Below are 26,313 nucleotides of genomic sequence, written 5' to 3' on the forward strand. Positions count from 1 at the left end.
ATCCGCAAGCTGGCCATCAATGCCCTGCAAGCCACGCCTGGTCCGGCCCGCATCAGCCACAAAATGCTCCAGGCGAGGTGGAATAACGACTTCCTCCTCACCGTCCTTGCCCATATGCGATAGCCCTACCCGCAAGCGGGGGAGGTCGCATTGCATCGTGAGATGCAATGCGGGAGAGGGCTCTCTCCTCTTGGGGAGTCTCTGTGTGGAGACACCCTCTCCCCAACCCTCTCCCCCAAGCGGGAGAGGGAGCGCACCGTCTGCGTAGCAGGCACGATCGCACCTCATCGCCCCGCTCAACGCTTTATTAACCATAACCAGTGCATCACTGGAGCCATCTCGTTTCGAGGGACAGGTCCGGTGCCGGTTGCACGCGCGTTTCGATGGTCGATCTTGGCAGCGTCCGCCGCGCTGACCCTGGGCGGCTGCATGCAGACTGCCGGCCCCGTCGCGATGGTGCAGCCCCGGCCCGATCTCGACGCGATGGCCTATGGCCAGCCCTACAGCGCGCCGCAGCCTGTTGTCGTCGCCGACGGTGGCGGCGCCATTGGCGCGCTGCGCAATTCCTTTGCCTCCGCGCCTGCGCCCATGCCGGTCGGCTACGCCGCGCCGATGGCGGGGCCGGTGCGCTACGACGCCTCCTACCATCTCGACGCCGGCGACAAGCTCCGCGTCGTGGTTTACGGCCAGGAAGGTCTCACCAACAGCTACGCGATCGATGCCGGCGGCTCCATCACCATGCCGCTGATCGGCGCCGTGCCCGCGCGTGGCCGCACCACCGCAGGGCTCGCCGGCGAGATCGGCGCGCGCCTGCGCAACGGCTACATCCGCGAACCCTCGGTCGCCGTCGAGATCGACACCTATCGCCCGTTCTTCATCCTCGGCGAAGTCTCCGCGCCCGGCCAGTATCCCTATGTCCCGAACATGACGGTCGAAAGCGCCGTCGCGATTGCCGGCGGCTTCTCGCCGCGCGCCAAGCGCGACGTCGTCACCGTGACGCACACCGAAGCCGGCGGCGCCATGCGGGCCGTTGTGCCGCTCGGCACGCCCTTGGCGCCCGGCGACACCGTGTTCGTCGGCGAGCGCTGGTTTTAAGACCAGAGCGCAACTCTCTCCCTTCGTCATTCCGGGGCGCGCGCAAGCGCGAGCTATGGTGCGCAATTGCGCACCTAAGAATCCATCGCACCACCAACTCTGACGCCCGATGGATTCTATGGTGCGCAATTGCGCACCATAGCCCGCGACTTCGTCGCGTCCCGGAATGACGAGAGGTGAGAGTGGCGGAACGCTACGTCCGCACTCACCTCCGAAAATCCAACCGCCCGTTCGGAAAACATCCATCAATGCGCGCCGCATCGACCACGCGCCCGACCCACGGCCGCATGATCGCTGGATTGGTCAGGTTGATGTACTTGCCGACCAGCCGCGTACCCTCGCGCGCGGCATCGATCAGCCCGTGCCGGCGGCCATCGTCCCAGTCAAAGCGCAGATAGATGCGTTCGCCCGCAATCCGCACTTCGGCGCGTCCCTCTTTCCACTTGTCCGGCGTATCACCCGCAATGGTCGGGTCGGCACCGCCGTTCCAGCGGCTCGCCCAGATGCCCTCGAGCGGATCGGATGATGCGGCAATGCATGCCCATTGCGCCGCGTTGACGTCGGCGGCATCGCCGGCAAGCGCGGTGGAGGCGGCATAGTCCATCACCTCGGAATCGTTAGGCGCCCGGACGTCCAAGGTTCCGAACGGATTGCGGATGACGAGGTTCGTATTGGCCTGCTGCATGGCAATCTCCCGGCGTGAGTTGGCGTGACCGGCCAGCTCTATCGCCGGCCGCCATGACGCAGCCACCCGATTCCTGCTTTCTCCTCTCGTCATTCCGGGGCGCGCGCAGCGCGAGCCCGGAATCCATAACCACGATCGGGAGTATGGATTCCGGGCCTGCGCCTTACGGCGCATCCCGGAATGACGGAGGAGAGAACTGTGCGCGTCACTTCAAATGCTTCGCGAAAAATTCCATGCTGCGCGGCCAGGCGATGTCGGAGCTGGCCTTGTCGTAGCTCGGCCGCTCGTCGCAATGGAAACCGTGCTGCGCGCCGGGATAGATGAAAACTTCGACGTCCGGCCGCTTGGCCTTGACGGTCTCGACATCGGTCAGCGGAATGCCGGCATCCTTCTCACCGAAATGCAGCTGCGTCGGAACCTTCGGTGTCTCGTCGGCGAAGCGCACGACCGCGCCGCCGTAATAGCCGACCGCGGCCTTCAGCCCCGACAGCCGCGTCGCCGCGACGAAGGCGATGCTGCCGCCGAGACAGAAGCCGATGACGCCGACCGGGCCGACGCTTTTGACCGCATCGATCGCGGCTTGGGTGTCGCGCAGCATCGCGGCCCAATCCGGATTGGCGACGAATTTTCGCGCCTCTGCGATCTCGTCAGGCGTATAGCCCGTCTGGAAATTCGGCGTGGTCCGGTCGAAGATCGACGGCGCGATCGCCACATAGCCCTCTTTGGCGAGGCGATCGCAGACCGAGCGGATGTGATGGTTGACGCCAAAGATTTCCTGGATCACCACCACCGCGCCTTTCGGCGCGCCGGCGGGATCGGCGCGATAGGCGCCGAGCTGGAAATTATCGGAAGCGGTCAGTTTGATGTCCTGTCCCACGCGGGTTGTCCTTCTTGGTTGTCGATCCGAAGTTCAGCTCTCTCCCCTCATCCTGAGGAGCGCGCCCTCGCGCGCGTCTCGAAGGATGCAAGGCCGAGATGCAGCAGCGGGACCTGCATGATTCGAGACGCGGCTTCGCCGCTCCTCACCATGAGGAGATACACGTCACTCCCACATCCAGTTCTCGCCGTAATCCTCCTTCCATCCCGCCAGCCGTCCGTGGCGGAATTGCAGGAACAGGCGATGGCGGTAGGGGATCAGCCCGCTGCCGCCGAGATTGCGCAGCGCGAGATAGATCTCGTTGCCGGGGCGCCCCCGCACATATTGCAGCGGCTGCCCCAGGGCGCGCGCGGTCTGCTCGGCATCCATGCCGTACGCGAGCGGCGTGTTGTTCGACAAGGTCGTGACGAAGGGTTGGCGCGGCGCCGCGGTGCCGAACGGCTCGGCCTGCGCAGACATCGACAGCAACACGGCGCCCGCAACCACCATCGCTCGCTTCATTGCTTACGTCCCTGTTCGGCCTATCCCGGCAAGTTCTTCAGGAAAGGCGCGACCGCGTCAACAAAAGCGTGGGGCTGATCGATGTTGACGGCGTGTCCGGCGGCGGGGATCACGACCTTTTGCGCGCCTGGGATCTTGGCCGCCATGTAGTCGGAGGCGGCAAGGAACGGCGTGTCGTCGGCGCCGACCACGATCAGGCTGGGCACCTTGATATCAGGCAGCAGTTCGATCACGCGCGCATCGCGCTGGGTCATCATGCCGCGTGCGGCGAGGGCCAGCCCCTTGGCGTTCCGATGGTTGGCGGTGGCGCGCTCGCGCGTCGCCTGCTTCAGCACGTCGAGGCCTTCGCGGTCGAGCCTGTCGGCGGTCGCGAGCGCACGCGCGTTCCAGGCCTCGCGCGCGTCGTCCTTCCGGAAGCCGGGGCCGGTGTCGATGATCAGGAGCGCGCGGGCGCGTTCCGGATAAGCGCGATAGAAGGCGAGCGACATGTAGCCGCCGAGCGAGAGACCGCCGATGATGGCGCGCTCCGCGCCGACGGCATCGAGGATCGCCGCCATGTCGCCGACCGTGAGCGCTTCGCTGTAGGCTTTGGGATCATCGGGATAATCGGACTGGCCGTGGCCGCGCATGTCCCACAGGATGAGCTTGTGATCCCTCGCGAGCGCATCGACTTGGCCGTGCCACATCGCCGAGGTCGAGGAGTAGCCGTGGGTCAGCAGCAGCGGCGGACCCTCGCCATGGACTTCGTAGTAGATGCCGACGCCGTCCCGATTGATCCCTGGCATGGTTTCCGCCCCTTCTTGTTTCGCGTTCATTCTAGCCGGGATGATTTCGGTCGCGCGACACCGCCCTTGCGCATGAACCCGATGTGTCTCAAGAGCCTCCCCTCCGGCGCTCAAAAAAAGTCCAGCATTTTCAATGGTCGTTCTACTGTGCATGGGGTTGTTTTCGCTGTTTTGTTGTTCCGCTCCCGGAACCCGAATTCCGTAGAATTGCGCCCAATTCCGAAGGGTTCCATTGAGCACGCCTCTTAAGGGCCGGAGAACCTGATCCGGCTTAGGCTGACGCCAAATCCCGTCCCGTGCCTTTGGGGAAGCCATGAACGCGCCAGCCAAAACCGCCGCCAAACGCCGGCTTCTGCTCGCCTCCGACCGGAGCGACGAAAGCACCGAGCTCGCCAGCATCCTGAAGGCGGTCGGCGAGGTCTCGACGGTGACCACCCAGGACATCCCCGAGCAGCCCTCGCGCGATCTCTCCGGTCTCGTCGTCGATATCAACCTGCGCTCGCCCGAGAGCGTGCAGCGGGTGCGCAACAAGCTGCGCGGCGATGCCTATCGCTCCATGCCGCGGCTGTTCGTGCTTGCGGACGCCCTGCATCACGGCACCATGCAGGCGTGGGCGCTTGGAGCGACCGACACGATCTCGCGGCCGCTGCAGGCCGACGCGATCCTTCAGCGCATCCGCGCCGCCTTCCCCGACACCGCCACCTATGACGCGACCGATCGCGGCAAGACGCTCAACCGCGGCGTCGAGGCGGCGCATGCGGTGCTGAAGAAGATGTTCGAGAAGCTGCCGCTCGGCGTGCCCCTGACCTTCGACGACGTCATCGCCGCCGAGAGCAAGATCCTGAAGGCGATCAAGCATTCCTCACTGCGTGAATGGCTCACCACGGTCGGCTGCCACCACGTCGGCAGCTACCGGCACTGCCTGTTCGTCACCGGCTTTGCAGTTTCCTTCGCGCAGCATCTCGGCATGCGCGAGGACGATCAGCGCCGGCTGACCCGCGCCGCGCTGCTGCACGATGTCGGCAAGGCCTTCGTTCCCTCTGCGCTGCTCGACAAGCCCGGCAAGCTCACCGACGAGGAGATGGCCGAGGTTCGCCAGCATCCGCGCCGCGGCTACGACGCGCTTGCCGCTCAAGGCGGCTTCCCGCCGGAGATGCTGGATGTCGTGCTGCATCACCATGAATTCCTCGACGGCTCCGGCTATCCGAACGGTCTGTCGTCGAACCAGATCAGCGACATCGTGCGCCTGACGACGATCGTCGACATCTACGCAGCTCTCGTGGAGAAGCGCGCCTACCGCATGCCCTTCACCCACTCCCGCGCTTTCACCATGATGGAAGGCATGGGCGGCAAGCTCGACCAGCAGCTGCTGCAGGCGTTCCGCCCGGTGGCGCTGGGGTCGTTTTAAGGCGAGATGCCGTAGGGTGGGTTAGCTCGCGGTCGCGCGAAGCGCGGTCCGCTAGCGTAACCCACCACTTCTGCCGCCGCGGATATCAAAGAGGTGGGTTACGCCTTCGGCTAACCCACCCTACAAGATCACCCCACCATCTTCCTGAGCTCCGCCTTCGCCACCTTCTCCAGCGTCGAGCGCGGCATGTCGTCGACCAGCCTGATCTCGCGCGGCAGCTTGAAGTCGGCGAGGCCCTTGCGGCAGGCTTCCATCACGCGGTCATGGAAATCGAGCGGCGCAGCCGCGACGCCGCCATGCGGGATGATGAACACGACGGGCACCTCGTCCAGCATCGGATGCTTCTTCGCCACCACGGCCGCCTCGCGCACGCCCGGGACGAGCGCGATCACCTGCTCGATCTCGGAGGCCGCGACGTTCTCGCCGCCGACCTTCAACATGTCCTTGGCGCGGTCGCCGAACCTGATGAAGCCGTTTTCCAGCCGCTCGACGCGGTCACCGGTGAGGAAGAAGCCGTGCTCGTCAAAGCTTTCGCGGGTCGCCGCCTCGTTGTGCAGATATTCGGCAAACAGCGACAGGCCGGGAAAGCCCTTGATCGATAGATTGCCGGTGTCGCCGACCTCGGTCGGTCGTCCCTCATCGTCGGTGATGCGGATCTGGTACTCTGGCGCGGCGCGGCCGATCGACATGGGGATGTTGGGCTGGTCGACCTCGCCGACGATGCCGTGGGTGATGGTCTCGGTCATGCCCCACCAGCCGATCATCTTGACGCCGAACGCCGCGAAGGCCGGCGGTTCGTTGATCGCCGTGCCCCACAGGCGGAATTTATGGTCTTTCGGGATCTCCTGCTCGAGCAGCGCCTTCATGCAGAACGGGATGGTCGAGGTCCAGGTCGAGCCGTGCTCGCGCGCGACGCCCCAGAACCGGCTTGCGGAGAAGCGCGGTTGGATGACGCAAGAGCCGCCGACCCACAACGTCGCCAGCATCGAGTAGGCCAGCGCATTGGTGTGGAACAGCGGCAAATAGGCCTGGTGCACGTCGCTCGCATGGAGGTCCTCATGCGCGGCGTTGATCTTGGCGCCCCACAGCGCGTTGGCGTGGGTCCACAGCACCGCCTTCGGCCGCGACGTCGTGCCCGAGGTGTACTGCACGCTGCACGGCGCCAGCGGATCGGTCGCGCGCCTGGGACGGTCGGCGCTGTCAGCGAACAGGGATTCAAAGCTGTCGCCGCGCGAGACCGCTTGCGCGGGCGCCGCGCCCGCGTCATGCGACGTTACCGCCATCCAGCGAATGTTGCGGCAGTTCTGGGCGACGACCTCGGCATAGGCCGGCTGCGTGATCGCGGCGACTGCGCCGCAATGATCGGCGAAATACGCGATCTCGGCCGGCGCCGAGCGCGTGTTGGTCGTGACGGCGATGGCCCCCAGCTCGACGCAGGCAAACCAGGCCAGCATCGCCTCGATGCAATTGTCGAGATGAATGAGCACATATTCGCCCGGCCTGATGCCGCGTCTGGCGAGCCCCGCCGCGAGCGCGCCGACCCGCTCGTGAAACTCGCCATAGCTCCAGCGCCGCGCCGGCGCATCGAACGGCGCCCAGATCAGGAACGGATGATCACGCCGGACCTCGGCGCGCATCCTCAAGAGCCAGGGCACGTCGAGCCCGTCGAACGGACCCACGATTCCGGCTGTGGCGTGTTGAACAGGCATGGCGACCTCCCGTGCAGCCTGCATCTTGCTGGCGGCTGCCTTTTGATTATTGCGTCTTCCTGCCATCGGACGGCGCGGGGCGCAAATCGGGGCGATGGCAGTGCGCTACGCAGTGGCCGCGCGCTCGTTCTCTCCTTCGTCATTCCGGGATGGTCCGAAGGACCAGACCTCAGGTGCGCAATTGCGCACCGGGGAATCTCGAGGTTCTCAGGTGCGCAACTGCGCACCATAGTTCGATGCTGCGCATCGCCCCGGAATGACGAATCTAGTTTTCGTACGACGAAATCTCGATCAGGCTGCCATCGGGATCCCGGCAATAGACCGAGCGTAGCGTGCCGCGGGCGCCCTGCCTGGGGCCCGGGCCTTCCTCGATGGCGACGCCATGTGCCTGCAAATGCGCCACCACCTCGTCAGGCGCGGCGGAGGTGAGAAAGCAGAGGTCCTCGCTGCCGGCGGTCTGGTGGTCGGCGGTGAACCACTCCACCTTGTCGGCATCGCGCGGCCGGACGTTGATCTTCTGGTTACCGAACTGAAGGGAAGTCCGCGGCGCTTTGCCGCCGCCGGGGTCGAACACCTTGACTTCCATGCCGAGAATCCTGCGGTACCACTCGGCGGTCACCGCGACATCGGCGACGTTGATCACGAGATGATCCAGGGCTTCGACCTTGACCGGCATGCCTTATCCTTTCGTCGTGATGCGCCCCGCGCACTTTCCGCCCGCAGCAAGCTTTGTTACAACCGCGCCGACGCCACTTTCAAGACATCCGGCTTTCAAGAACAACACGTGGGAGAACCCTTGAAATGATCACTCGCCGTACCGCGCTGGGCCTGCTCGCCGCAAGTCCGCTTGCAGCCACTCCGCTGTCGAAGGCCCTCGCTGCCGATTATCCGGCCCGTCCGGTGAAATGGGTGGTCGGCTATCCGCCGGGTGGCGCCACCGACATCCTGGCGCGGCTGATCGGCCAGCGGCTGTCGGAAAAGTTCGGCCAGCAGTTCGTGATCGAGAACAAGCCGGGCGCCGGCAACAATATCGCGACCGAATCGGTCATCAACGCCGAGCCCGACGGCTACACGCTGCAAATGGTCAATCCGGCCAACTACATCAACGCCTCGCTGTACAGCAACCTCAAGTTCAACTTCGTGCGCGACATCGCGCCGATCGCCTCGTTCCAGCGCGTGCCGAACGTGATGACCGTCAACAAGGACGTGCCGGCCAAGAACGTCGCCGAGTTCATCGAATATGTGAAGGCCAATCCCGGCAAGGTGAACATGGCCTCGTCCGGCAACGGCACCTCGGTGCATCTCTCCGGCGAGATGTTCATGGCCATGACCGGCTGCAAGATGCAGCACGTGCCCTATCGCGGCGCGGCGCCCGCGATCACCGACATGCTCGGCGGCCAGGTGCAGGTGATCTTCGACAACATGCCCTCGATCATCCAGCACATCCGCTCCGGCTCACTGCGCGCGATCGGCGTCACCACTGCGGAACGTTCGCCGCAATTGCCCGACGTGCAGCCGATCGCCGACACCGTCAAGGGCTATGAGGCCAGCGCGCTGTTCGGCATGGGTGCGCCGAAGAACACGCCGAAGGAAATCATCGCCAAGCTCAACAGCGAGATCAACACGCTGATGAAGGAGCCCGACATGACCAAGCGCCTGGTCGAGCTCGGCGGCGAGCCGCGTGTGCAGACCCCCGAGGCGTTCGGCGAGGAGATCAAGGCCGAGACCGAGAAGTGGAAGAAGGTGGTCGAGTTCGCCGGCCTGAAGGTCGAGTAGCGATCTTGTGATGACTGGGAAGGAAGCCCTGCCGTTCGGCAGGGCTTTTTTCTTGCGTGCGTTGTGTCGTTGATCCGGAATAAAACGCTGCGGCGAAACCTGATGATAGATGGCGCGTATCTCGCGCCGTGAGCAAAGGAGTTGGGATCATGCGCAAGACGCAATTGGCACTGCTGACGCTGTGCGCGACGGTCCTTGCCGGCTTCGTCTCCATCACGCCGGCGGCGGCACGCGATTATCCCTGGTGCGCCCAGGGCGGTGAATATGATTATCCCGGCGAATGCGCCTACAGCACCTTTGAGCAGTGCCAGGCGAGCGTCTCCGGCCGCTTGCTGTATTGCGACCGCAATCCCCGCTTTGCCTACGGCCAGCAGCAGGTGCCGCCGCCTCGCCCGCCCCGGCGCACGCGGCCTGTCGCGCCGTACTGATCGCGTTTCGCACGATCGCAGCCCGATCACGCAGTCGTGCGGACCCGCGCGGGCGGGTTCCGGCTTGACGCATTTTCGTGCGCGCTTATACTAAACCACATGGTTAAGTATCAGGACGAGGCACTGGACCGGACCTTTGCGGCGCTGTCCGACCCGACGCGGCGGGCATTGCTCGCGCGCCTCGGCGAGCGGGACGCCTTGTCGGTGAGCGAGCTGGCTGCGCCGTTTCCGGTCTCGCTTCCGGCGATCATGAAGCATCTCGACGTGCTTACGGATGCAGGCCTGATCGTGCGCGAGAAGACCGGACGCACGGTCTCCTGCCGGCTCACCGCGCGGCCGATGGAGCAGGCGATGAACTGGCTCAATCGCTACGCCCAGTTCTGGTCCGACAAGTTCGACCGTCTTGCCGCCTTCGTGGAGGAAGAGACATGGCCAACACCGCCGTCAACGTCACCGAACGATCCGCGGAACGTCCCAGCCTCACGCTCACGCGCCGGCTCCGCGCGCGGCCGGAAAAAGTCTTCGCCGCCTGGACGCAAGCCGAGCAGCTAGTGCAGTGGTTCGGGCCGCCGAACATGAAGCCGGCGACGCTGCAAGCCGAGCTCGACGTCCGCACCGGCGGCCGCTTTCGCCTCAGCTTCACCCGCGACGATGGCGAATATTTCGAAGCCGGCGGCACCTATCGCGAGGTGGTGCCGAACGAGCTTTTGGTTTTCACCTGGGCCTGGTACTCGACTCCGGAGCGTGAATCGCTGGTCACGATCTCGTTCAAGCCGGACAGCGCGGGCACCCTGATGGTGTTCCATCACGCCCAGTTCGCCGATGAGACCGCGCGCGACAATCACCTGCGCGGCTGGAGCTCGTTCCTCGACAAGCTCGATGCCTTCGTCACCTGAATTCCAAGGAGGATGCCATGCAGCAACATCAGATCGTTTCGCGCGAGCAGTGGATTGCGGCGCGCAAGGCCCTCCTGGCCCATGAGAAGGAGTTGACACAGGCCCGCGAACGGCTTGCCGACGAGCGCCGCCAGCTTCCGTGGGTGAAGGTCGACAAGACCTACGTCTTCACCGGGCCGAACGGCAGGGTGACGCTCTCCGATCTCTTCAAGGGCCGCCCGCAGCTCGTCGTCCAGCACGTGATGTTCGCGCCCGACTGGGACGCGGCCTGCAAGAGCTGCTCGTTCTGGGCCGACGGTTTCGAGCGCATGGTGCCGCACCTGGCCGCGCGCGACACGTCCATGGCCGCGGTCTCGCTGGCGCCCAGCGCAAAGCTCGAGGCCTTCAAGAAGCGGATGGGCTGGACCTTCGACTGGGTCTCCTCGGGTGACAACGAATTCAACCGCGACTACGGCGTGACGTTCTCGCCGGACGAGATCGCGACCGGCAAGCCGATGTACAATTTCGGCACCACGCCGATCTACGGCCCCGAGCTGCCCGGCATCAGCGTGTTCTATCGCGACGAGGCCGGCGAGATTTTTCACACCTATTCCTGCTTCGCCCGCGGCCTCGACATGATGAACGCTGCCTATCAGTATCTCGATCTCACCCCGCTCGGCCGTCACGAGGACGGCCTGCCCTATCCGATGGACTGGGTCCGCCTCCGCGACCAGTACGAGCCGCAGGCGGCGAAGGCGGCGTGCTGCCACGGGTGAGGGGGCGGTTCATTTCTCGATGTCGTCCTGGCGAAAGCCAGGACCCATACCGCGGAATCTATCGATGGCGCTCGGTTGTCGTACCGAGCGACCAATCTTCGCCAAACTCCTTCTTGGGGTAATGGGTCCTGGCTTTCGCCAGGACGACATCAGAGGTAAGGCGCGGGCAGCGCCAGCCTCACCGCTTCGCGTCGGCCTGCTCCGTGCCGTTGCACGAGATCAGCATCGTATACGGCCGGGCGTTGCCGGCGATGTCGGTGGTCTTGAGTTCGCTCTTCGGCTCGGCGGTCTGATAGGGCACCACGGAATTGTCGAGGAAGTCGCGTAGCGCGCCGGTCTTGATGGCGAAGTTGATGTTTTCGGGAATGTTGCCGGTTGCGACCGCGATCCGCAGATTGTCGAGCTTTCCCGTGACCACGCCCACGATCTGCCCGGTGGTGTCGAACAGCGGGCCTCCGCTATTGCCGGGCTGCACGGGCGCACTGATCTGCAGGAAACGCGAATCGTTGCGCATGCCACTGAGCGAGCTCACGATGCCGGTGGTCACGGTGAAGTCCGAGCTCAGCAGCCCGTGGTAGGGAAAGCCGATCGCGACGACGGAATCGCCGGAGCGGATTGAGCGGTCGCGGATCCGGGCAAACTCCTTGAACGTCACTGTCGACGGCGCCTGTAAAAGGGCGAGGTCGTTGTTGGCATCGCTCGATACGACGCGCAACACCATTGCGGCCTCGCCCGTGAGATTGCCCTTAAGGTCGCTGCAACCGTCGATCACATGGTTGTTCGTGACGATGTGCCCATTGGCGCTGACCACGAAGCCTGTGCCGCTCTTGGACTTCGCGGATTTGCTGGCCGGCGGTGACGCCTGCTTATCCGCCGTGGCTGCCGGTTTCGCGGTGCCCTTGGTAAAATCCCCGGCCTTGCTGAGCCCGTCTGCCTTCACCCGCGTGACGCAGTTCGCCAGCGCCGCGATCAGGGGCGCCGTCGACGACAGCACAAACTGGAGCGGCTTGCTGCCGTTGGTCGTCACCACCATCAGGCTTGCCTTCTGGAAGGTGCGAGCGACGTTGAGGGGCAAGATGGTCGTCACCATGTTGGAGGCGCCGGCGGTCGCAAACAACCTGGCCTGCTCCTGGCCGTCGAAGATGAAATCGACAGGCGCGGTATCGCCCTTGTTGAAGCGAAATCCAGGACTGGCGAAGCTCAGCAGCCAGGAGCCGGCCGCATTCTGCGCGACGACGAGACTAACCCCGTTGGCGTAAGGCGCGGTCGCCGCGCAATGCGAGAAGGCGCCCGTCTCGTCATTGCTGAAGGCGCCGCCGATCCAGTTGCCGACATTGACGGAGCCGAACGGCCCTGCCGCATGCGCCGCGACGACACCCACCTGCAACACGGACGCAACGATCAACGATTTAAGCCACATGCCAGCCCCCGGAACGCTTTTGGGCGCATCTTATCTGCGGGGACGGTCGCTGCGCAACCGGCAGTTGTTCGTGCAGATCGAATTCGCTTGCGGTGACTTTCGGGCTTGCCATTACTTTGCGATCCGATATACTTTGCAATACAAAGTAAGAGGGCGTTCGCTCTCGAAGATCCGGGCGGAGCGAGGTTCTGGCGTTGCCGATGCGCGATCTCGACAAGGCACTGGCTGACATCGTGGCGATCCGCAGCCAGATCGCGGCCGGCACCGCGTTTCGCGGCTATGGCCCGGCCACGATTGCGGCAACGGGCGCCGTCGCGCTGCTGACCGCGTTTCTGCAAGCCTGGCTGCTTGGTGATCCAACCAGCGAGCCGGTCGGCTTCTTCCTCGGCTGGCTCATCGCCGCCGTGCTGTCCGGCTTGATGATCGGGATCGAGATGCGCGCGCGCTCGCGACGCCATCATTCCGGTCTTGCCGATGCCATGATCCATCAGGCGGTCGAGCAGTTTCTGCCCGCCGGCGTTGCCGGTGTGCTGCTTGCGGTGGTGATGTGGAAATTTGCGAGCGAGACGCTGTGGCTGTTGCCGGGCCTGTGGCAGATCCTCGTCTCGATCGGCATCTTCGCCTCGGTCCGCTCGCTGCCGCGTAGCGTCGCATTCGCCGGCGCCTGGTATTTCGTGTCGGGCTTCGCGGTCGTGGTGCTCGCGAGCCGAACCCATACGCTGTCGCCATGGACCATGGGGTTGCCCTTCGTGATCGGTCAGTCGGTGATGGCGGGCATTCTGTATTTCGCGTCGGGAGACCATGATGTCGAAGACTGACAGCGCGCCCTTTTCCTATGAAGGGCTCGACCGCGTGATCCACGAGAAGGCGAGGCTCGGGCTGCTGACCTCGCTGATGGCGCATCCCAAGGGTCTGGCGTTCGCCGACCTCAAGCAGCTCTGCGGCCTCACCGACGGCAATCTCAGCCGGCATCTCGCCGTGCTCCAGGAGGCCGGCCTCGTCGAGGTGACCAAGGGCTATGAGGGCAATCGTCCGCACACCACCTGCCGCCTGACCAAGGCCGGCCGCCGCCGCTTCCTCGACTATCTCGCCGTGCTCGAACGCCTGGTGCGTGACGCCGCCAAGGCCGCCGGCCGCGAGGCGCCGCCGCTCGGCCGCCTCGGCATCGTCTCGACCTGATCCTCCCCTTTTTTGACCGGAGACTTTGCAATGCAAAGTGAAATCACGTCCCGCAACGAGAAGCTTCATGTCGGCATCATCATGGACGGCAACGGCAGATGGGCCACGCGGCGCGGCCTGTCGCGCGTGCGCGGCCACGAGGCCGGTGTCGAGACCATCCGCCGCATCGTCGAGGCCGCGCCCAAGCAGGGCATCGGTACGCTGACACTCTATGCCTTCTCCACCGACAATTGGCGGCGGCCGAAGGCCGAGGTCGCAGCGCTGATGACCTTGCTGCGCTTCTATCTCGCCAACGAGGTGCAGAGCCTGGTCAGGAACGGTGTGCGTCTCACCGTGATCGGCCGCCGCGACCGGTTGCCCGACGGCATCGCCATTGCGATCGCGCGCGCCGAAGAGGCGACCGCCCGCGGCAGCACGCTGCATCTGCGGATCGCCGTCGACTACTCCGCGCGCGATGCCATCCTCAACGCGGCGGCCAAGGCAGCGGCGCTGACCAGTCTCACCCGCGAAGCGTTCTCGCAGCTCGTCACCGGCGAGGCCGGTTTGCGCGACGTCGATCTCATCATCCGTACCTCCGGCGAGAAGCGGCTGTCGGACTTCCTGCTCTGGGAAGGCGCCTATGCCGAGCTGCACTTCACCGAGCGGATGTGGCCCGAGTTCGAGGCGAGCGATCTCGCTGACGCGCTCGCCGCCTTCCACAACCGCGAGCGCCGCTTCGGCGGCCTGCAGGCCATCCTGCCCGAAGAGGTGCCCTCGCTCTCACGTGTGTGACGTGTGGCACGGGGAAACGAGCTGTTCGTTTTCAGCCGCATGATTGGCAGTGATGTCCAAGCCGCAGGCAGGCGGTCTCGGTTAGGTGTGCGGTCCACGCAACCTGCCGAGGGCATCACGCATGTCACAGCTGTTTCCGGAGGCCGTCGCCCCGCCGGTTGAACTGGCCGAAGCGAAGGGCGTGGTCTGCATCAGGCCCGCCGGCGCATCCGACGTGGAGAGCCTGTCAGTGTATTTCACGGGTCTCTCCACGACGTCGCGCAACAAGCGGTTCATGGGCGCGCGCGCCGACCTCGCGGTCGTCGCTGCGGAATGCGTGGCGAAAGCCGGCCATCCCGATCATTTCACCTTGCTCGCCGAGTTCAGGCAGGAAGGACGGCACAGGATCATCGGCGAAACGCACTATGCCTACGACGCGGCCGCACGGCACGGCGAGTTTGCCATCTCGGTCGCCGACGCCTTCCAGCGCATGGGCCTTGGCCTTCAGATGATGAATGCGATGGAAACGCGCGCGATCGATCTCGGCCATGAGATGATCGCCGGTGAGACCGCGCGGACCAATGCCGAGATGCGGGGCCTCGCGAGGAAGGCGGGATACAGCGATACCGGGCTTGGAGACTGGCAGTCGGTCCACCTCGCCAAGCGCCTCTCGCACCCGCGATGATTTGCCGCGTGGCACGGATCGTGCTCTAGTATCGGGAGGGTAGGGTATCCCCAGCGACGGGAGCTTTCGCAAGATGCGCGCAGTCCTGGATCATTGCACCGGCGGAACGGAACGGCAGGTTGCAGCCGGCACGCTCGTCGTCACCGAGGGTGGCACCAGCGGTCATCTCTACGTGCTGATGCAAGGCAAGCTCGAGGTGCTCAAGGGCGATATGGTGGTCGCCACCGTCACCGAGCCCGGGGCGGTGCTGGGTGAGATGTCCGTGCTGTTGGGCGTTCCGCATACGGCGACGGTGCGCGCCTGTTCCGATGCCGTCATCTATGAGTTCGAGGACGCTGCCACGTTCCTCAAGCAGGAGCCGGGCATCGCGCTGCTGATTGCGAAGATGCTGGCGCAGCGGCTCAACGTTGCCAACACCTATCTTGCCGATCTCAAGCGGCAATATGCCGGCCACGGCACGCATCTGGCCATGGTCGGCGAGGTGCTTCAGAGCATGATCAACCTGCCGCCGCTTGAGGTCTCGCCAGGCTCGGATCGGCAATCTGATCCAAGGATGTGAGCCAGTCGGGCGGCGTCGCGATCGGTGCAGCAGGCCGCTTCAGCGGCGCGGCAAGGTCGATCCATTGCGCTTCGCCGGCCGCCAGCCAGAACGCCTTGTCCGCATCGAGATCCAGCACGATGTAGGTCGGGGGACGGCCAGGCTGCAGGCCGGTGTTGAAGACCCAGGTCTGGCCCAGCCGGTCGAACCACGATCCATTGCTGATGAAGGGCGATTGATGCACATGGCCCGAGATCACCATGGAGGGCTGGTACTGCATGATCCACTGCACCAGCTCGACATCGCCGAAGAAGCGCTTGCCGCCCCAGCTCGTCGGTGAATCCGCCGGCGGGGCATGATGCGCCCAGATCCAGCGCTGCGGCCGGCTGGCGGCGGCATCGCGCAACTGCTCAATGAGGCGTTGCTTGACCTGGGGCCCGTCCCACCACGGGCACACCGTGAACAGGATGTCGCCGACGGTGAGGCTGTCGCCGTCGCAGGCAATGCCAAGCTCACGCACCTCCGAGATCCAGCGCGAGATCTTTTCGCCCTCCGCATTGCGCTCGTCGAGGTCGTGATTGCCGGAGCAGAGGATCACGCGGGTCTTTGCCGCGAGCAGCGCGAGGTATTTCTTCACCACCACGATCTGCGCGCGAAAATCCACCATCGAGCCGATGTCGAGCGCATCGCCGGCAAAGATCAAGAGGTCGAATTGCGGCGCCGCGCTGACCAGCCAGTCGAGCTGCGGCAGCGAGTAGTGCAGGTCGGCCACGACCAGGCAGCGCATGGAAAATCCGTCGGCGAGAGATCGAAAATGTCAGGGAATTCCAAAACGGCATAAAGCAAGAAGCAGACCAGCCCGGCCGCCGCTTCACGTCAATCCAACGAGCGACAGCATGCTGCGGCGCGTTGCAGAGTGCAAGGGGGCAACGCGAGGGCTGGACCGGATCGCCGAATTCTGGTGTCGTGGCCTCCCCTCAACAGCTGTGTCCACATGACCTCCTTCAAGACCATTCGTGCGCGCGCCGAGAAGCGCAAGGGCGGGCCCAAGGCGCTGGACAAGCTGATGCCTGACAAGCCCGACCTGAAGCGTCTGGCCAGGCTCGGCGACGACCGCATCCTTGCCGAGATGACCAGGCGGGTGTTTTGCGCGGGCTTTGCCTGGAGCGTGATCGATTCGAAATGGGACGGCTTTGAAGACGCCTTTCTGCATTTCCAGCCGGCCAAGCTCAGCTTCCAGCCCGAGGACTATTGGGAAGGCCTGCTGCGCGATGCGCGCATCGTGCGCAACGGCGCCAAGATCATGTCGGTGCGCGACAACGCCGCCTTCGTGCAGGAGATCGCGAAGGAGCACGGCAGCTTCGGCAAGTTTCTGGCGAAGTGGCCGCCGTCCAACGAGGTCGGCCTGCTCGATCTCCTCGCCAAGCGCGGCAGCCGGCTGGGCGGCAATACCGGCCAGATGCTGCTGCGTTTCGTCGGCTGGGACGGTTTCGTCACCTCCAAGGACGTCGTCGCGTGCCTGCGCGATGCCGGCCTCGACATCGCCGAGGAGGTGAAATCGAAGGGCGATCTCGCCAAGGTGCAGGCGCAGTTCAACGCCTGGGCCGAGGAGACCGGTCTGCCCTACACCTATCTGTCACGCATCTGCGCGCTGTCGGTCGGCGAGAACCGCAGCGAGCAATAGACCCTCGGAGTAACAACAAGATGGCCAAAGCCTATTGGGTTGCCACCTACCGCGCGATCAAGAATCCCGATGCGATGGCGGCCTATGCCAAGCTGTCGCGTCCGGCGATCGAGGCGGCCGGGGGCCGTGTGCTCGCGCGCGGCGTGCCGGCTGCGGCCTTCGAGCTCGGCCAGATGGAACGCGTCGTTCTCATCGAGTTCGACAGTGTCGAGCAGGCCAAGGCGGCCTATGCAAGCCCGGCCTACCAGGCCGCGCACGATCTGCTCGGTGACGGCGCCGATCGCGACATCAGGATCGTCGAAGCCGCCGATTAGCGCGGTCCGCCGCCGGATCGTGTGCATCGTGTGGCGATCTCGTGCCGCCAGCGCGGCAGATGCAACGCGCGATCACGAAATGCATTTCACTGGAACATTTGTGCGCAGCACCCGTTCGGGAGTCTGAGCCAGGCGGCACAGGCGCAGGGAACGCCCGCTCTGGCCCAAGCCGATGAACCCGGACAGGACAGCAACGGAGCAGCGCATGAAGCTAACATCCGAACAGGTGAAGCAGACCGTTCATCAACTCGGCGCCCAGGTGCTGCCCGACGAGCATCCCGCCATGCCTCAGCTCAACAGCATGTTCGGCGAGCACACCTTCTTCGTCGACGAGACGGGCCTCAAGGTGCTCGAACCCACCCCGTCACTCGCAGCGGACCGCCAGAGCGGCGAAGTCGTCAGTCTCGCCGACTGGAGCGATGCGGACCTGACGCGCCTGATGGCGCACGAGCCGGAGCCGACCGGCGTGATCGTGGTGTTCGAGCAGATGAAGCATTGAGCGGCCCGCCAGGATCGACACTCTCGTCGGTGGCGGGCTTAACATCCTGCCACCGTCAGGCTTCGACCGGAATCTCGATGGCGATTTGAGTTCCCGGACCCGCCTTGCTCTCGAGCCGCAGGCGCCCGTTGAGCGATGACGCGACCAGATTGAACGCGATGTGCAGGCCGAGCCCGGCATTGCCCCTTTCGCGGCTCGTCGTGACGAATGGATCGAAGATGTGCCCCTGTAGTTCGTCGGGAATGCCGACGCCGTCATCCGTGCAGACGAGGCGGACCGATTTCGGCTCCGCCTGGCTGACCGTGATCGCAAACCTGCCGCCTCTCTTGTCGGGATAGGCGTGCCCGGCCGTATTGAGCGCGAGGCTGCTGATCACCTGCGCTAGTGCACCGGGGTAGCTGTTGAGCCTGATTCCCGCCGGGCACTGGACATCGACCGCCAGAGCATGGTGCGACAGCAGCGGTCCGAGCTTGGACATCAACTCCGACAGCCAGTCCCTGAGCTCGAACGTGCGCCGGTCCTCATCGGCCTGGTTGACGGCGACCTGCCTGAAGCTGTGCACCATTTCAGTTGCGCGGTGCAGACTGTCGAAGGTCAGGTTGAGTCCCTGCTTGAGCCGGTCAATTCCCTTCGTCAGATCGGATCGCCGCACCGACGTTCCATTCAATGCGTCCGCCATTGTCTGCAAATCGGTCTGCATAGTCGTCGAGGTCGTGAGCGCCAGGCCGAGCGGGGTGCTGACCTCGTGCGCGACGCCTGCCACCAATTGACCGAGCGAGGCGAGCTTTTCGGCCTGCACGAGATGCTCCTGGGTCGCGCGCAGATCGCGCAGCGATTGCTCCGAGCGTTCTTTCTCCCGCTGCAGCGCCTCGGATGTCCGGAACTGCTTTCGTGCCCGGTACTCGCGCGCAGCCACGGCGTAGAGCGATAGCGCATAAGCGTTGCCGACCAGGGAATGGTTGATGAAGCGCAGGCCCATCGGCAGCGTCGGCGCGAACGTCTCGGCGACGATCAGCGCCACCCAGGACAGCAGGCAGAAAATCGCCAGCGAGCCGATCCGCAACGGCAGCATGGTCGAGACGAACAGGATGATCATCATCATGCCGGGCGCGGCAAAGGTGAAGCCCGAAGGCAGGACGAGGTAGATGCTCGGCAGGATGCAGCCGGGAATGACGCAATAGACGAGGAAGATCGTCTCGGCCCACGGCTTCATCCATCGCCGCGACAGCAGCGCGGTCAGCGGCAGCAGGATGAACACGGCCGTGCCGCCACGGATGGCGAGCGTGGTCGGGACCACTTCGGGGTAGAGCACCCAATCCCACAGCGTGTAGCCGGCATAAGTGGCGGCGCCGAGCAGCATCGCGATCTGCGTCCACCCGAGGCTGCCGCGGACGTATTGGTCGACAAATCGCCGCTCCTCGATCCGGTCTTCGAAGCGCAGTCCCAAGCGTATCAATAAGGCAAGCATTCCAACATCAATGGCAAAAGGCGTATCCGATGTCTCTACGACAGGTTGGAAGCGGCGTCGCGGATAAAGATGTCGCGTTTGCCGAGGGCTGGCCTGGCTCAGATGCCCAGAGTCAGCTGCGGCTCCGCATCGTCCCCGTCCTGGAGGGAGGACAGCGACACGCCCAGCAGCCTGACGCGCTTGGGCAGGGGCATTTCGATTTCGAGCAGGCCGCAGGCCAGCCGCTCCAGTTCGTCCCGGCCCCCAACCGCTGGGGTCACGGACCTGCTGCGCGTGATGATCTCGAAGTCGGCGAACTTGATCTTCAAGGTGACGGTGCGGCCGCGGTTGCCGGTCACCTCACAATGGCGCCAGACTTTGTCGACGAGAGGCCTGAGCTCGGCGACCAGCGCGTCGAATGCGTCGAGGTCAGTCGAGAACGTGGTCTCCGCCCCGATCGATTTGCGGATCCGGTTGGCCCGGACCGGCCGCTCGTCGACGCCGCGCGAGATCCAGTAGTAATACGCACCCGACTTGCCGAAATTCGCGTTCATGAACTCCAGCGACTGGTTGCGGATGTCGAGGCCGGTGAACAGGCCGAGCGCGTTCATCTTCGCAGCTGTCGCCGGACCGATGCCATGGAATTTGCCGACGGGCAGCGTCTCGACGAAGGTAGGTCCCATCTCCGGCGAGATCACGAACTGCCCGTTGGGCTTGCGATGATCGGAGGCAAGCTTGGCCAGAAACTTGTTGTAGGAGATGCCGGCCGAGGCGTTGAGGCCCGTCTCTGATTTGATCTTCTCGCGAATCCGCAAGGCGACGTCCCGTGCCAGCGGAATGCCTTGCAGGTTTTCGGTCACGTCGAGATAGGCTTCATGCAGCGACAACGGCTCGATAACCGGTGTGTGCTCGGCAAAGATTTCGCGGATCTGCCTGGAGATCGCCTTGTAGACCTCGAAGCGCGGCTTGACGAGGATCAGCTCGGGGCATTGCCGCTTCGCAGTGATCGAGGGCATCGCGGAGCGGACGCCGAACTTGCGGGCCTCATAGCTGGCGGCCGCGACGACACCGCGTTCCGCCGAGCCCCCGACCGCAACCGGCTTGCCGCGGAGCTCCGGATGATCGCGCTGTTCCACGGACGCATAGAAAGCATCCATGTCGATATGGATGATCTTGCGCACGGGCGAGGCTGCGCCCGTCACCGTGTCGGAATCGCTCATAAGAAGATGATACAATCGCGCAAGCAGAAGTGCGAGGTGATGGAGGCTTCAGTTGTTGTTGTTCGTCGTCGCTGGATGGCCTTTGCCGGCGTGCTCAATGCGTCCATCTGCGTTTGAATTGAGGCGTCTAGTCTCGATGGGTTCAAAGAGCAATCCCAGGCTTGTGAGTGGCAAGGCTTGGAATATGCTCCCATATGAGCCTCGGAGGACAGCCCATGCAATACAGCTCCGAGCTCATTCAGACGATGCGTCAGGCACTCGAGACCGTGATGGCGGGCGTGCCGGCGGATCAATCGGTGTTCGGCCTGAAAGCGGCCGTCGCCGAATGCATCCTGAAGGCCGCCGCGCACGGCCAAACGTCATATGACGGACTAGTGACGTCTGCGTCCGATCAGGTTCAGGCGATCATTTCAATGCTGACGTGACCGGGGCTCTAGGTGGAGCAGACGCTAAGCGCGGCCTATATTGCCCCGGGCGGGGCCGTGCCGTCGCACTCCGGCCTGTCGAGGTCGGAGCGCGAGTATGGGCATCGCGGTCTTAGTTCGTGCCGCTTGCCCGATAGGCGTCGGGATCGCCGCTGTCGATCAGATTCTCGATCGTACGCTTGAGCGGCGCGCTCATCGGAACGTTGAGATTGATGCCCTTCGGCAGCGTCGGAGCCTGGAACCATCTGGCATAGATCTTTTCGATCTCGCCGCTGCGATAGACGGCGGCGATTGCGTCGTCGACCACCTTCTTGAACGCCGGATCGTCGCGGCGCATCATGATGCCGTACGGCTCGATCGACAGCGCCTCGTCGGACACGGTGTAATCGCCGGGATTCGCCGAATCCGCCACCCGGCTGTAGAGCAGGATGTCGTCCATCACGAAGGCATCGGCGCGGTTTGACTCCAGCATCCGAAATGCTTCGCCATTGTCCTTGGCGGCGAGGATGGTGAGATTGAGGTTTTGCCGCCCGTTGAGCTCGCTGATCTGCTTGATGTTGGTGGATCCGATGGTGGATACGACGACCTTGCCCTTGAGGTCATTCAGCGTCCGGAGCTTGGCGGCCGCCCTGGCGGCGAAGCGATTCGCGGCGACGAAATAGGTCGTCGAGAACGACACCACTTTCTGCCGCTCGAGATTGTTGGTGGTCGTTCCGCATTCGAGATCGATCGCACCGCTGAGGACCGACGGAATGCGGCCCGATGGCGTGACCGGCACGAGCTTGACGTCGAGCTTTGGCAGGCCGAGCCGCGCCTTCACCGCATCGACGGCGAGGTAGCAGAGGTCCATGGCGTAACCGACGACCTTTTCGTTCTCGTCGTAGTACGAAAACGGGATCGACGATTCTCGGTGGCCGAGCGTGATGGTGCCGGTGCGCCGTATCTTGTCCAGCACGCCGGTCAGCTCCTCGGCGCTCGCCGCCTGGGCCGCGATGCTCAGCGCCGCCGCGGCCAGGATCATCCTGATGGTCATGTTTCAGCTCCTCGTTGGAGATCGACAAGTCTGATGGAGAGCGGATCGATCATGCCGTCCGCTCACGCCGTGGATGCAAGGCCGGCCCAGGCCTCGGGCCGATCGAAGCGGTCCGGCCGTCCGACGATCCGTGCGTATTGCCTGATCGCGGCCGGCCTTCCGATCAGGAAACCCTGTGCATAGTCGCAGCCTGCGTGGGAGAGCACGTCGAGCTGAGCCTGCGTCTCCACGCCCTCCGCGGTGACCGGAAGCTCGAGCCCGCGCGCCAGCCCGATGACGCCGCGCAGGATCGCCTTCGATTGCGCGTGATCGAGGTTCGAAATGAAACTGCGGTCGATCTTGATCATGTCGAAGGGGAAGGCCTGGAGATAGGACATCGACGAATAGCCGGTGCCGAAATCATCCAGCGCGATGCGCACGCCGAGCGCCTTGAGCCTGCGCAGGATCGAGACCGCGCCGGAGAAGTCGTCGATCAGCACGCCTTCCGTGATCTCGAGCTCGAGCCGGTGCGGACGCAATCCGCTGGTGATCAGGGTCTCGTGGACGAGGCGCACGATGTCGTCGTTGCGGCACTGCACCGGCGACAGGTTGACGGAGATCTTCAGTTCGTTCGGCCAGGACGCAGCCTCGCGGCAGGCTTCGCGCAGGATCCATTCTCCCATCGCGACGATCAGCCCGTTCTCCTCGGCGAGCGGAATGAAGGTGCCGGGCGGGACGAGGCCGCGACGCGGGTGATGCCAGCGGACCAATGCTTCGAAGCCGACGATCTCGCCGCAGATCCGCACCAGGGGCTGGTAATCGAGCCGCAGCTCGCCATTGGCGACGGCGGACTGTAGATCGTGCTGCAACTCGCTGCGATCGCGCAGCTGCGCGCCCATCTCCGGCTCGAAGAAACGGATCGCGTTGCGTCCTTCCGCCTTGGCGCGGTAGAGCGCGATATCGGCATTGGCTAGCAGCGTGGTCGGGTCGTGTCCGTCGGACGGCGCACGCGCGATGCCGACGCTCAATCCGATGCGCACCTGCCGGCCGGCAAGCTCGATATCGCCGACGAGAGCGGCCCGCAGCCGCTCCGCCAGCGGGCCGGCTGCGGTAGCCTGCGCTTCGCCGAGCAGGACCGCGATGAATTCGTCGCCGCCGACCCGCGCCAGGAAGGCGTCCCCTGCGACCTCCTGCAGGCGCCGCGCCACCTCGCGCAGCAAGGCGTCACCGACGAGATGGCCATGCAGGTCGTTGATCTCCTTGAAGCGATCGAGATCGAGGCACAGGATCGCGAATATCTCGCCGGCCCGGATTGCCTCGTCCACCGTCGTCGCGAGATATTCGGAGAACGAAGCGCGGTTGTGCAGGCCGGTCAGCGCATCGTGATGTGCGATATGCGCGATCCGCTTCTCCGCGCGCTTCTGCTCGGTGATGTCCTCGACCGTCATCACGAAGCCGCCGCCCGGCACCGGCCGGAACACGATCACGACGGCACGTCCGTCCGACAGCTCCGCGACGATGCTCGCCGGCTCGTTGGCCGTCACGATGGTCATCAGCCCGCGGATATGGTTCTCGGCATCGCTTTGGGAATGGAGACCTTGCGAGATCTGATGGTCGAAGATCTGCCGCAGCGTGGTCCCGGGCCGCGTGAGCTCGCCGGGGAGATGAAACATCTCCGCATAGCGGTCGTTGCACACGATCAGGCGGTGATGCGCATCGTACATGCACACGCCCTGCGACTGATTGTTCAGCGTGGCGTCGAGCTGGATGCTCTGCTTGCGGAAATATTGGACGACGACGGCTCCGGTGCCGCCGATGGCGACGACCAGCACGATCGTGAGCCCGATCAGGAACAGGGCCTCGGTCCACCAGCCGGCCAGTGCGGCGGACACCGTGGTGCTGGTGGTCAGGAGCACCGGAAAGCCGGCAAGGTGCGCGGCCGCGATCAGGCGCTCGGAGCCGTCGGCCCCGTCGCGCCACCGAACCACGCCGCTGCCGGATCGCGTGATCTCGTTCAGCCGGCTCCCGGACGAGGAGTTGGGGATCGCTGTATCGGCATGCGGATGGCTCGCCAGCATCGTGCCGTCCTGCCGAAGCAGTGTGATGGATTCATCGGGGCCGCGGACCAGCGTCCGGTACAGCTCCTCGAAATATTGAGCCTTGATGGTGCCGACCACCAGGCCAAGGAATTCTCCGTCGGATCCCATGAATTTCCGCGCCAGTGGGATCGTCCAGGCGCCGCTGCGCGGGTCCTTCTCCAGCCGGCCGAGCTTCGTGCTCAGGGCGGGATCAGCCTTGAGCGCCTGGAAATAATCCCGGTCCGCGACATTGAGGGGCGGGGTCGGCCACGCCACCGACGAGTTGATCACCTTGCCGTCGGCGCCGACCAGCATCACGGCCTCGATATGCGGGAAGCCGCCGATCTTGTCCTCCAGCATGAGCTGGATGTCGCGGCTCGCCATGGCACGCGCGTAGACTTCGTCGGAGACGACCGCGAGCGTCTGCATGTGCTCGATCAGGCTCGCCTCGATCAAATTGGCGGCGTCGAAATCGCGCGCCGCCTGGTTGGCGAGCACGGTGGCGGTTGCGAGCAGCTGCTGCTTGCTCTCCTCGATGGCGTGATAGCGCAGGTTGGACAGGATGAGCGCGATGGTGCAAACGACCAGCGCGATCAGGAATGCGCCGCATAGCATCAGCACGACGACCGGACGTGTCGAGCCGATCCGGCGCATGGGAGGTGGCTGTCCCTCCTGCGCGAACCCCGCCAACAAACCCTTGTGTGCGCGAGCGGCCAGCAACGTTGCTCCCTGCGACGGTCGGTCTTCGGGGAGGACGTTAGGCTTCGGGTATTTGGAATAGAGTTAAGGCCGGCGCACCGTGGTTCCGCACCATCGAATACGGTTACGTGCGTGTTACGTCACTGAAGATGATGCGAGGGAATACGGCCTCGACCCCCTGTGTTTCCCGGTAGTTCTACCGGCTCCTGCGCAATTATTGTGCGCCCATCCTCGCCAATTCGTCCTTCGCCCGCGGGCTCCAGCGTGCGGCGCGCCGCAGATATTCGACCGCCCGGGGCTTGTTCGCCTCAAAGCCTCCGCGACCCTCTGCCATGTCGCGCGCGAGTGCGAGGACTGCATCGCTGTTGCCCTGATCGGCTGCAAGTCCGTAGAGGCGCGCCGCCTCGCGCACATCCCGCGGCAGCCCGCCCTTGCCCTCCTCGTAGAACCTCGCGAGGTCGTATTGTGCGGATGCAAGGCCCTCGTTGCTTGCCTGCTCGTAGAGCCGGGCGGCCTGTTTTTCGTCCTTCGGCAGGCCGAAATTGCCCCGCTCATAGAGCATCGCTATCGACTCCCACACCTCGGGATCGTCGCTGGCCATGGCTTGCTGAAAAAGGCGCAAGGATTCGTCCGGGTTCTTCGCCAGGCCGTGACTGCCCCGGAAATACAGTCGTGCGAGATCGCGAGCCGCGGGGGCGCTGCCGTGCGCCGCCGCCTTGTGCAGGAGGCGAGCAAGTTCTGCTTGCGCGACCGGGCTCCCGCCCAGGTTCAACGGCAAGCTCAGCGCATAGAGTGCGTCGGCATCGCCGGCATCGGCGGCATCCTTGATGATGCGAAGTTGCGCCTCGTTGGCGTCAGGATTGAAGGTCGTGTCGCCAAACAGGTTCTGGCGTTGCGCGTTGGCTTCCTTGGCGTCCGACGCCATCGCCTTTGCCAAGAGGCGCATGGCCTGTCCCGGATCCCGCGGGAGGTCGCCCCAGCCGTACCAATAGAAAGCCGCCAGCGCGACTTGCGCCGCGGGATAACCCTGGTCCGCCGCGGCCTTGAAATTCCGTCCGGCCTGCGCCTTCTGGTCGGGCCGCTTGTCGAGGAGGCTGCTCGCGTCATGCGCCCGGCCGAGATTGAAGAGGAGGCGCGGATTGCTCGGGTCGGCAGCCAAGACCTTTTCGCAAGCCACGATGGCCTCGGCCGGTTCGATCCCGTACAGGCCAATTCCCGCGCCGGCCCGGTTTGGGTCGGTGGGCGAGCCCGCCAGACGGTCGCATGCGGTCGGTTCACCGGCAGATGCGGCCCCAGCTATCAACAATCCAAACAATCCGGCAACGATCGTTCGACATGACTGCATGGAGCCCTCTTTCCTGTCCGGTTCTGCAAACTGTAGCTGGATTTCGCGCTTGGCGCATGCGCTGCAGCCTCACCGCAAGCCTTGTCCTGGGTTAATGTCCCTA

The 26,313-nt window shown here is 64.6% G+C and carries 29 protein-coding genes; 16 read left to right on the forward strand and 13 right to left on the reverse strand.

Annotated features, from left to right (window positions below; genetic code table 11):
• The first annotated feature begins 360 nt into the window (after positions 1-360).
• Complete coding sequence (locus tag JQ635_RS36630; RefSeq protein ID WP_211414625.1) at positions 361-1,095, forward strand: polysaccharide biosynthesis/export family protein; 735 nt, start codon at positions 361-363, stop codon at positions 1,093-1,095.
• 205 nt (positions 1,096-1,300) lie between these two features.
• On the opposite strand, the gene JQ635_RS36635 is transcribed toward JQ635_RS36630, so the two are convergent.
• From JQ635_RS36635 to JQ635_RS36650, 4 genes are all read right to left on the reverse strand, one after another.
• The gene (locus JQ635_RS36635; protein WP_211414626.1) at positions 1,301-1,780 is read right to left on the reverse strand and encodes a hypothetical protein; all 480 of its coding nucleotides are present in this window, start codon (positions 1,778-1,780) and stop codon (positions 1,301-1,303) included.
• Positions 1,781-1,985: 205 nt separating this feature from the next.
• Complete coding sequence (locus JQ635_RS36640) at positions 1,986-2,657, reverse strand: dienelactone hydrolase family protein (RefSeq protein ID WP_211414627.1); 672 nt, start codon at positions 2,655-2,657, stop codon at positions 1,986-1,988.
• A 165-nt stretch (positions 2,658-2,822) separates the two neighbouring features.
• A complete protein-coding gene (locus JQ635_RS36645) occupies positions 2,823-3,158 on the reverse strand; it encodes a hypothetical protein (protein WP_211414628.1) in 336 nt (111 codons plus the stop codon).
• A 20-nt stretch (positions 3,159-3,178) separates the two neighbouring features.
• Positions 3,179-3,943 (reverse strand): alpha/beta fold hydrolase, encoded by a 765-nt coding sequence (locus tag JQ635_RS36650; RefSeq protein WP_211414629.1) that lies wholly within the window; start codon positions 3,941-3,943, stop codon positions 3,179-3,181.
• A gap of 313 nt (positions 3,944-4,256) precedes the next feature.
• Here JQ635_RS36650 and JQ635_RS36655 point away from each other — a divergent pair, with 313 nt between their 5' ends.
• The gene (locus tag JQ635_RS36655) at positions 4,257-5,351 is read left to right on the forward strand and encodes an HD-GYP domain-containing protein (RefSeq protein WP_211414630.1); all 1,095 of its coding nucleotides are present in this window, start codon (positions 4,257-4,259) and stop codon (positions 5,349-5,351) included.
• 128 nt (positions 5,352-5,479) lie between these two features.
• Here JQ635_RS36655 and JQ635_RS36660 read toward each other — a convergent pair whose 3' ends face one another.
• Positions 5,480-7,060, reverse strand: a complete 1,581-nt coding sequence (locus JQ635_RS36660) for an AMP-binding protein (protein WP_211414631.1) — start codon at positions 7,058-7,060, stop codon at positions 5,480-5,482.
• Positions 7,061-7,325: 265 nt separating this feature from the next.
• A complete protein-coding gene (locus JQ635_RS36665; RefSeq protein WP_211414632.1) occupies positions 7,326-7,736 on the reverse strand; it encodes a VOC family protein in 411 nt (136 codons plus the stop codon).
• A 125-nt stretch (positions 7,737-7,861) separates the two neighbouring features.
• Here JQ635_RS36665 and JQ635_RS36670 point away from each other — a divergent pair, with 125 nt between their 5' ends.
• The 5 genes from JQ635_RS36670 (at position 7,862) to JQ635_RS36690 (ending at position 10,915) form a co-directional block, all read left to right on the forward strand.
• A complete protein-coding gene (locus JQ635_RS36670; RefSeq protein ID WP_211414633.1) occupies positions 7,862-8,836 on the forward strand; it encodes a Bug family tripartite tricarboxylate transporter substrate binding protein in 975 nt (324 codons plus the stop codon).
• 149 nt (positions 8,837-8,985) lie between these two features.
• Positions 8,986-9,264: a DUF3551 domain-containing protein gene (locus tag JQ635_RS36675; RefSeq protein ID WP_211414634.1), complete on the forward strand. Its 279-nt coding sequence runs from the start codon at positions 8,986-8,988 to the stop codon at positions 9,262-9,264.
• A 99-nt stretch (positions 9,265-9,363) separates the two neighbouring features.
• Positions 9,364-9,816 (forward strand): ArsR/SmtB family transcription factor, encoded by a 453-nt coding sequence (locus JQ635_RS36680; RefSeq protein WP_246584006.1) that lies wholly within the window; start codon positions 9,364-9,366, stop codon positions 9,814-9,816.
• Positions 9,816-10,160: an SRPBCC family protein gene (locus tag JQ635_RS36685; RefSeq protein ID WP_349631901.1), complete on the forward strand. Its 345-nt coding sequence runs from the start codon at positions 9,816-9,818 to the stop codon at positions 10,158-10,160. The genes JQ635_RS36680 and JQ635_RS36685 overlap by 1 nt, the downstream gene beginning before the upstream one ends.
• Positions 10,161-10,177: 17 nt before the next feature.
• Positions 10,178-10,915, forward strand: a complete 738-nt coding sequence (locus tag JQ635_RS36690) for a DUF899 domain-containing protein (protein ID WP_211414636.1) — start codon at positions 10,178-10,180, stop codon at positions 10,913-10,915.
• A 178-nt stretch (positions 10,916-11,093) separates the two neighbouring features.
• Here JQ635_RS36690 and JQ635_RS36695 read toward each other — a convergent pair whose 3' ends face one another.
• Positions 11,094-12,335, reverse strand: a complete 1,242-nt coding sequence (locus JQ635_RS36695; protein ID WP_211414637.1) for a S1C family serine protease — start codon at positions 12,333-12,335, stop codon at positions 11,094-11,096.
• A 200-nt stretch (positions 12,336-12,535) separates the two neighbouring features.
• Between JQ635_RS36695 and JQ635_RS36700 the strand changes: the two genes are divergently transcribed.
• The 5 genes from JQ635_RS36700 to JQ635_RS36720 all read left to right on the forward strand — a co-directional run bounded on the left by JQ635_RS36700 (position 12,536) and on the right by JQ635_RS36720 (position 15,508).
• Positions 12,536-13,153, forward strand: coding sequence for a hypothetical protein (locus JQ635_RS36700; protein WP_211414638.1), 618 nt, complete (start codon positions 12,536-12,538; stop codon positions 13,151-13,153).
• Positions 13,140-13,514, forward strand: a complete 375-nt coding sequence (locus tag JQ635_RS36705; RefSeq protein WP_027542101.1) for a winged helix-turn-helix domain-containing protein — start codon at positions 13,140-13,142, stop codon at positions 13,512-13,514. Before JQ635_RS36700 ends, JQ635_RS36705 begins: the two co-directional genes overlap by 14 nt.
• A 30-nt stretch (positions 13,515-13,544) precedes the next feature.
• The gene (locus JQ635_RS36710; protein ID WP_211414639.1) at positions 13,545-14,285 is read left to right on the forward strand and encodes a di-trans,poly-cis-decaprenylcistransferase; all 741 of its coding nucleotides are present in this window, start codon (positions 13,545-13,547) and stop codon (positions 14,283-14,285) included.
• Between the two features lie 121 nt (positions 14,286-14,406).
• Positions 14,407-14,949: a GNAT family N-acetyltransferase gene (locus JQ635_RS36715; RefSeq protein ID WP_211414640.1), complete on the forward strand. Its 543-nt coding sequence runs from the start codon at positions 14,407-14,409 to the stop codon at positions 14,947-14,949.
• Between the two features lie 73 nt (positions 14,950-15,022).
• Positions 15,023-15,508 (forward strand): Crp/Fnr family transcriptional regulator, encoded by a 486-nt coding sequence (locus JQ635_RS36720; RefSeq protein ID WP_211414641.1) that lies wholly within the window; start codon positions 15,023-15,025, stop codon positions 15,506-15,508.
• Here the strand turns inward: JQ635_RS36720 and JQ635_RS36725 are convergent.
• Entirely contained in the window at positions 15,447-16,274 is an 828-nt protein-coding gene (locus JQ635_RS36725) for a metallophosphoesterase family protein (protein ID WP_211414642.1), read from the reverse strand. The genes JQ635_RS36720 and JQ635_RS36725 overlap by 62 nt on opposite strands.
• Before the next feature lie 207 nt (positions 16,275-16,481).
• Here JQ635_RS36725 and JQ635_RS36730 point away from each other — a divergent pair, with 207 nt between their 5' ends.
• The 3 genes from JQ635_RS36730 (at position 16,482) to JQ635_RS36740 (ending at position 17,984) form a co-directional block, all read left to right on the forward strand.
• On the forward strand, positions 16,482-17,171 hold the full coding sequence (locus tag JQ635_RS36730) for a DNA-3-methyladenine glycosylase I (RefSeq protein ID WP_211414643.1): 690 nt from the start codon (positions 16,482-16,484) through the stop codon (positions 17,169-17,171).
• Positions 17,172-17,191: 20 nt separating this feature from the next.
• Positions 17,192-17,485, forward strand: coding sequence for a DUF1330 domain-containing protein (locus JQ635_RS36735; RefSeq protein ID WP_211414644.1), 294 nt, complete (start codon positions 17,192-17,194; stop codon positions 17,483-17,485).
• Positions 17,486-17,690: 205 nt separating this feature from the next.
• The gene (locus tag JQ635_RS36740) at positions 17,691-17,984 is read left to right on the forward strand and encodes a hypothetical protein (protein WP_211414645.1); all 294 of its coding nucleotides are present in this window, start codon (positions 17,691-17,693) and stop codon (positions 17,982-17,984) included.
• A gap of 55 nt (positions 17,985-18,039) precedes the next feature.
• Here JQ635_RS36740 and JQ635_RS36745 read toward each other — a convergent pair whose 3' ends face one another.
• Both JQ635_RS36745 and dinB read right to left on the reverse strand, forming a co-directional pair.
• Positions 18,040-19,452 (reverse strand): sensor histidine kinase, encoded by a 1,413-nt coding sequence (locus tag JQ635_RS36745; protein WP_211414646.1) that lies wholly within the window; start codon positions 19,450-19,452, stop codon positions 18,040-18,042.
• A 98-nt stretch (positions 19,453-19,550) separates the two neighbouring features.
• Positions 19,551-20,651: a DNA polymerase IV gene (gene dinB, locus JQ635_RS36750; RefSeq protein ID WP_211414647.1), complete on the reverse strand. Its 1,101-nt coding sequence runs from the start codon at positions 20,649-20,651 to the stop codon at positions 19,551-19,553.
• Positions 20,652-20,866: 215 nt separating this feature from the next.
• Between dinB and JQ635_RS36755 the strand changes: the two genes are divergently transcribed.
• Complete coding sequence (locus JQ635_RS36755) at positions 20,867-21,076, forward strand: hypothetical protein (RefSeq protein ID WP_211414648.1); 210 nt, start codon at positions 20,867-20,869, stop codon at positions 21,074-21,076.
• A gap of 112 nt (positions 21,077-21,188) precedes the next feature.
• Here the strand turns inward: JQ635_RS36755 and JQ635_RS36760 are convergent, their stop codons facing one another.
• From JQ635_RS36760 to JQ635_RS36770, 3 genes are all read right to left on the reverse strand, one after another.
• The gene (locus JQ635_RS36760; protein ID WP_211414649.1) at positions 21,189-22,109 is read right to left on the reverse strand and encodes an amino acid ABC transporter substrate-binding protein; all 921 of its coding nucleotides are present in this window, start codon (positions 22,107-22,109) and stop codon (positions 21,189-21,191) included.
• Between the two features lie 62 nt (positions 22,110-22,171).
• Complete coding sequence (locus JQ635_RS36765) at positions 22,172-24,820, reverse strand: bifunctional diguanylate cyclase/phosphodiesterase (protein WP_211414650.1); 2,649 nt, start codon at positions 24,818-24,820, stop codon at positions 22,172-22,174.
• A 259-nt stretch (positions 24,821-25,079) separates the two neighbouring features.
• On the reverse strand, positions 25,080-26,210 hold the full coding sequence (locus tag JQ635_RS36770) for a tetratricopeptide repeat protein (RefSeq protein WP_211414651.1): 1,131 nt from the start codon (positions 26,208-26,210) through the stop codon (positions 25,080-25,082).
• Between the last annotated feature and the right edge of the window lie 103 nt (positions 26,211-26,313).

This window comes from Bradyrhizobium iriomotense (assembly GCF_018130765.1).
Lineage (GTDB): Bacteria > Pseudomonadota > Alphaproteobacteria > Rhizobiales > Xanthobacteraceae > Bradyrhizobium > Bradyrhizobium iriomotense_A.

What these genes read in the sequence shown, in the direction of transcription:
- JQ635_RS36665 (WP_211414632.1), bottom strand. Translation starts at nt 7,736, where the DNA reads ATGCCGGTCAAGGTCGAAGCCCTGGATCATCTCGTGATCAACGTCGCC.
- JQ635_RS36755 (WP_211414648.1), top strand. Translation starts at nt 20,867, where the DNA reads ATGCAATACAGCTCCGAGCTCATTCAGACGATGCGTCAGGCACTCGAG.
- JQ635_RS36770 (WP_211414651.1), bottom strand. Translation starts at nt 26,210, where the DNA reads ATGCAGTCATGTCGAACGATCGTTGCCGGATTGTTTGGATTGTTGATA.
- JQ635_RS36730 (WP_211414643.1), top strand. Translation starts at nt 16,482, where the DNA reads ATGACCTCCTTCAAGACCATTCGTGCGCGCGCCGAGAAGCGCAAGGGC.
- JQ635_RS36760 (WP_211414649.1), bottom strand. Translation starts at nt 22,109, where the DNA reads ATGACCATCAGGATGATCCTGGCCGCGGCGGCGCTGAGCATCGCGGCC.
- JQ635_RS36705 (WP_027542101.1), top strand. Translation starts at nt 13,140, where the DNA reads ATGTCGAAGACTGACAGCGCGCCCTTTTCCTATGAAGGGCTCGACCGC.
- JQ635_RS36710 (WP_211414639.1), top strand. Translation starts at nt 13,545, where the DNA reads ATGCAAAGTGAAATCACGTCCCGCAACGAGAAGCTTCATGTCGGCATC.
- JQ635_RS36745 (WP_211414646.1), bottom strand. Translation starts at nt 19,452, where the DNA reads ATGCTTGCCTTATTGATACGCTTGGGACTGCGCTTCGAAGACCGGATC.
- JQ635_RS36700 (WP_211414638.1), top strand. Translation starts at nt 12,536, where the DNA reads ATGCGCGATCTCGACAAGGCACTGGCTGACATCGTGGCGATCCGCAGC.
- JQ635_RS36715 (WP_211414640.1), top strand. Translation starts at nt 14,407, where the DNA reads ATGTCACAGCTGTTTCCGGAGGCCGTCGCCCCGCCGGTTGAACTGGCC.
- JQ635_RS36680 (WP_246584006.1), top strand. Translation starts at nt 9,364, where the DNA reads ATGGTTAAGTATCAGGACGAGGCACTGGACCGGACCTTTGCGGCGCTG.
- JQ635_RS36765 (WP_211414650.1), bottom strand. Translation starts at nt 24,820, where the DNA reads ATGCGCCGGATCGGCTCGACACGTCCGGTCGTCGTGCTGATGCTATGC.
- JQ635_RS36690 (WP_211414636.1), top strand. Translation starts at nt 10,178, where the DNA reads ATGCAGCAACATCAGATCGTTTCGCGCGAGCAGTGGATTGCGGCGCGC.
- JQ635_RS36650 (WP_211414629.1), bottom strand. Translation starts at nt 3,943, where the DNA reads ATGCCAGGGATCAATCGGGACGGCGTCGGCATCTACTACGAAGTCCAT.
- JQ635_RS36660 (WP_211414631.1), bottom strand. Translation starts at nt 7,060, where the DNA reads ATGCCTGTTCAACACGCCACAGCCGGAATCGTGGGTCCGTTCGACGGG.
- JQ635_RS36735 (WP_211414644.1), top strand. Translation starts at nt 17,192, where the DNA reads ATGGCCAAAGCCTATTGGGTTGCCACCTACCGCGCGATCAAGAATCCC.
- JQ635_RS36740 (WP_211414645.1), top strand. Translation starts at nt 17,691, where the DNA reads ATGAAGCTAACATCCGAACAGGTGAAGCAGACCGTTCATCAACTCGGC.
- JQ635_RS36635 (WP_211414626.1), bottom strand. Translation starts at nt 1,780, where the DNA reads ATGCAGCAGGCCAATACGAACCTCGTCATCCGCAATCCGTTCGGAACC.
- dinB (WP_211414647.1), bottom strand. Translation starts at nt 20,651, where the DNA reads ATGAGCGATTCCGACACGGTGACGGGCGCAGCCTCGCCCGTGCGCAAG.
- JQ635_RS36645 (WP_211414628.1), bottom strand. Translation starts at nt 3,158, where the DNA reads ATGAAGCGAGCGATGGTGGTTGCGGGCGCCGTGTTGCTGTCGATGTCT.
- JQ635_RS36675 (WP_211414634.1), top strand. Translation starts at nt 8,986, where the DNA reads ATGCGCAAGACGCAATTGGCACTGCTGACGCTGTGCGCGACGGTCCTT.
- JQ635_RS36695 (WP_211414637.1), bottom strand. Translation starts at nt 12,335, where the DNA reads ATGTGGCTTAAATCGTTGATCGTTGCGTCCGTGTTGCAGGTGGGTGTC.
- JQ635_RS36655 (WP_211414630.1), top strand. Translation starts at nt 4,257, where the DNA reads ATGAACGCGCCAGCCAAAACCGCCGCCAAACGCCGGCTTCTGCTCGCC.
- JQ635_RS36725 (WP_211414642.1), bottom strand. Translation starts at nt 16,274, where the DNA reads ATGCGCTGCCTGGTCGTGGCCGACCTGCACTACTCGCTGCCGCAGCTC.
- JQ635_RS36670 (WP_211414633.1), top strand. Translation starts at nt 7,862, where the DNA reads ATGATCACTCGCCGTACCGCGCTGGGCCTGCTCGCCGCAAGTCCGCTT.
- JQ635_RS36720 (WP_211414641.1), top strand. Translation starts at nt 15,023, where the DNA reads ATGCGCGCAGTCCTGGATCATTGCACCGGCGGAACGGAACGGCAGGTT.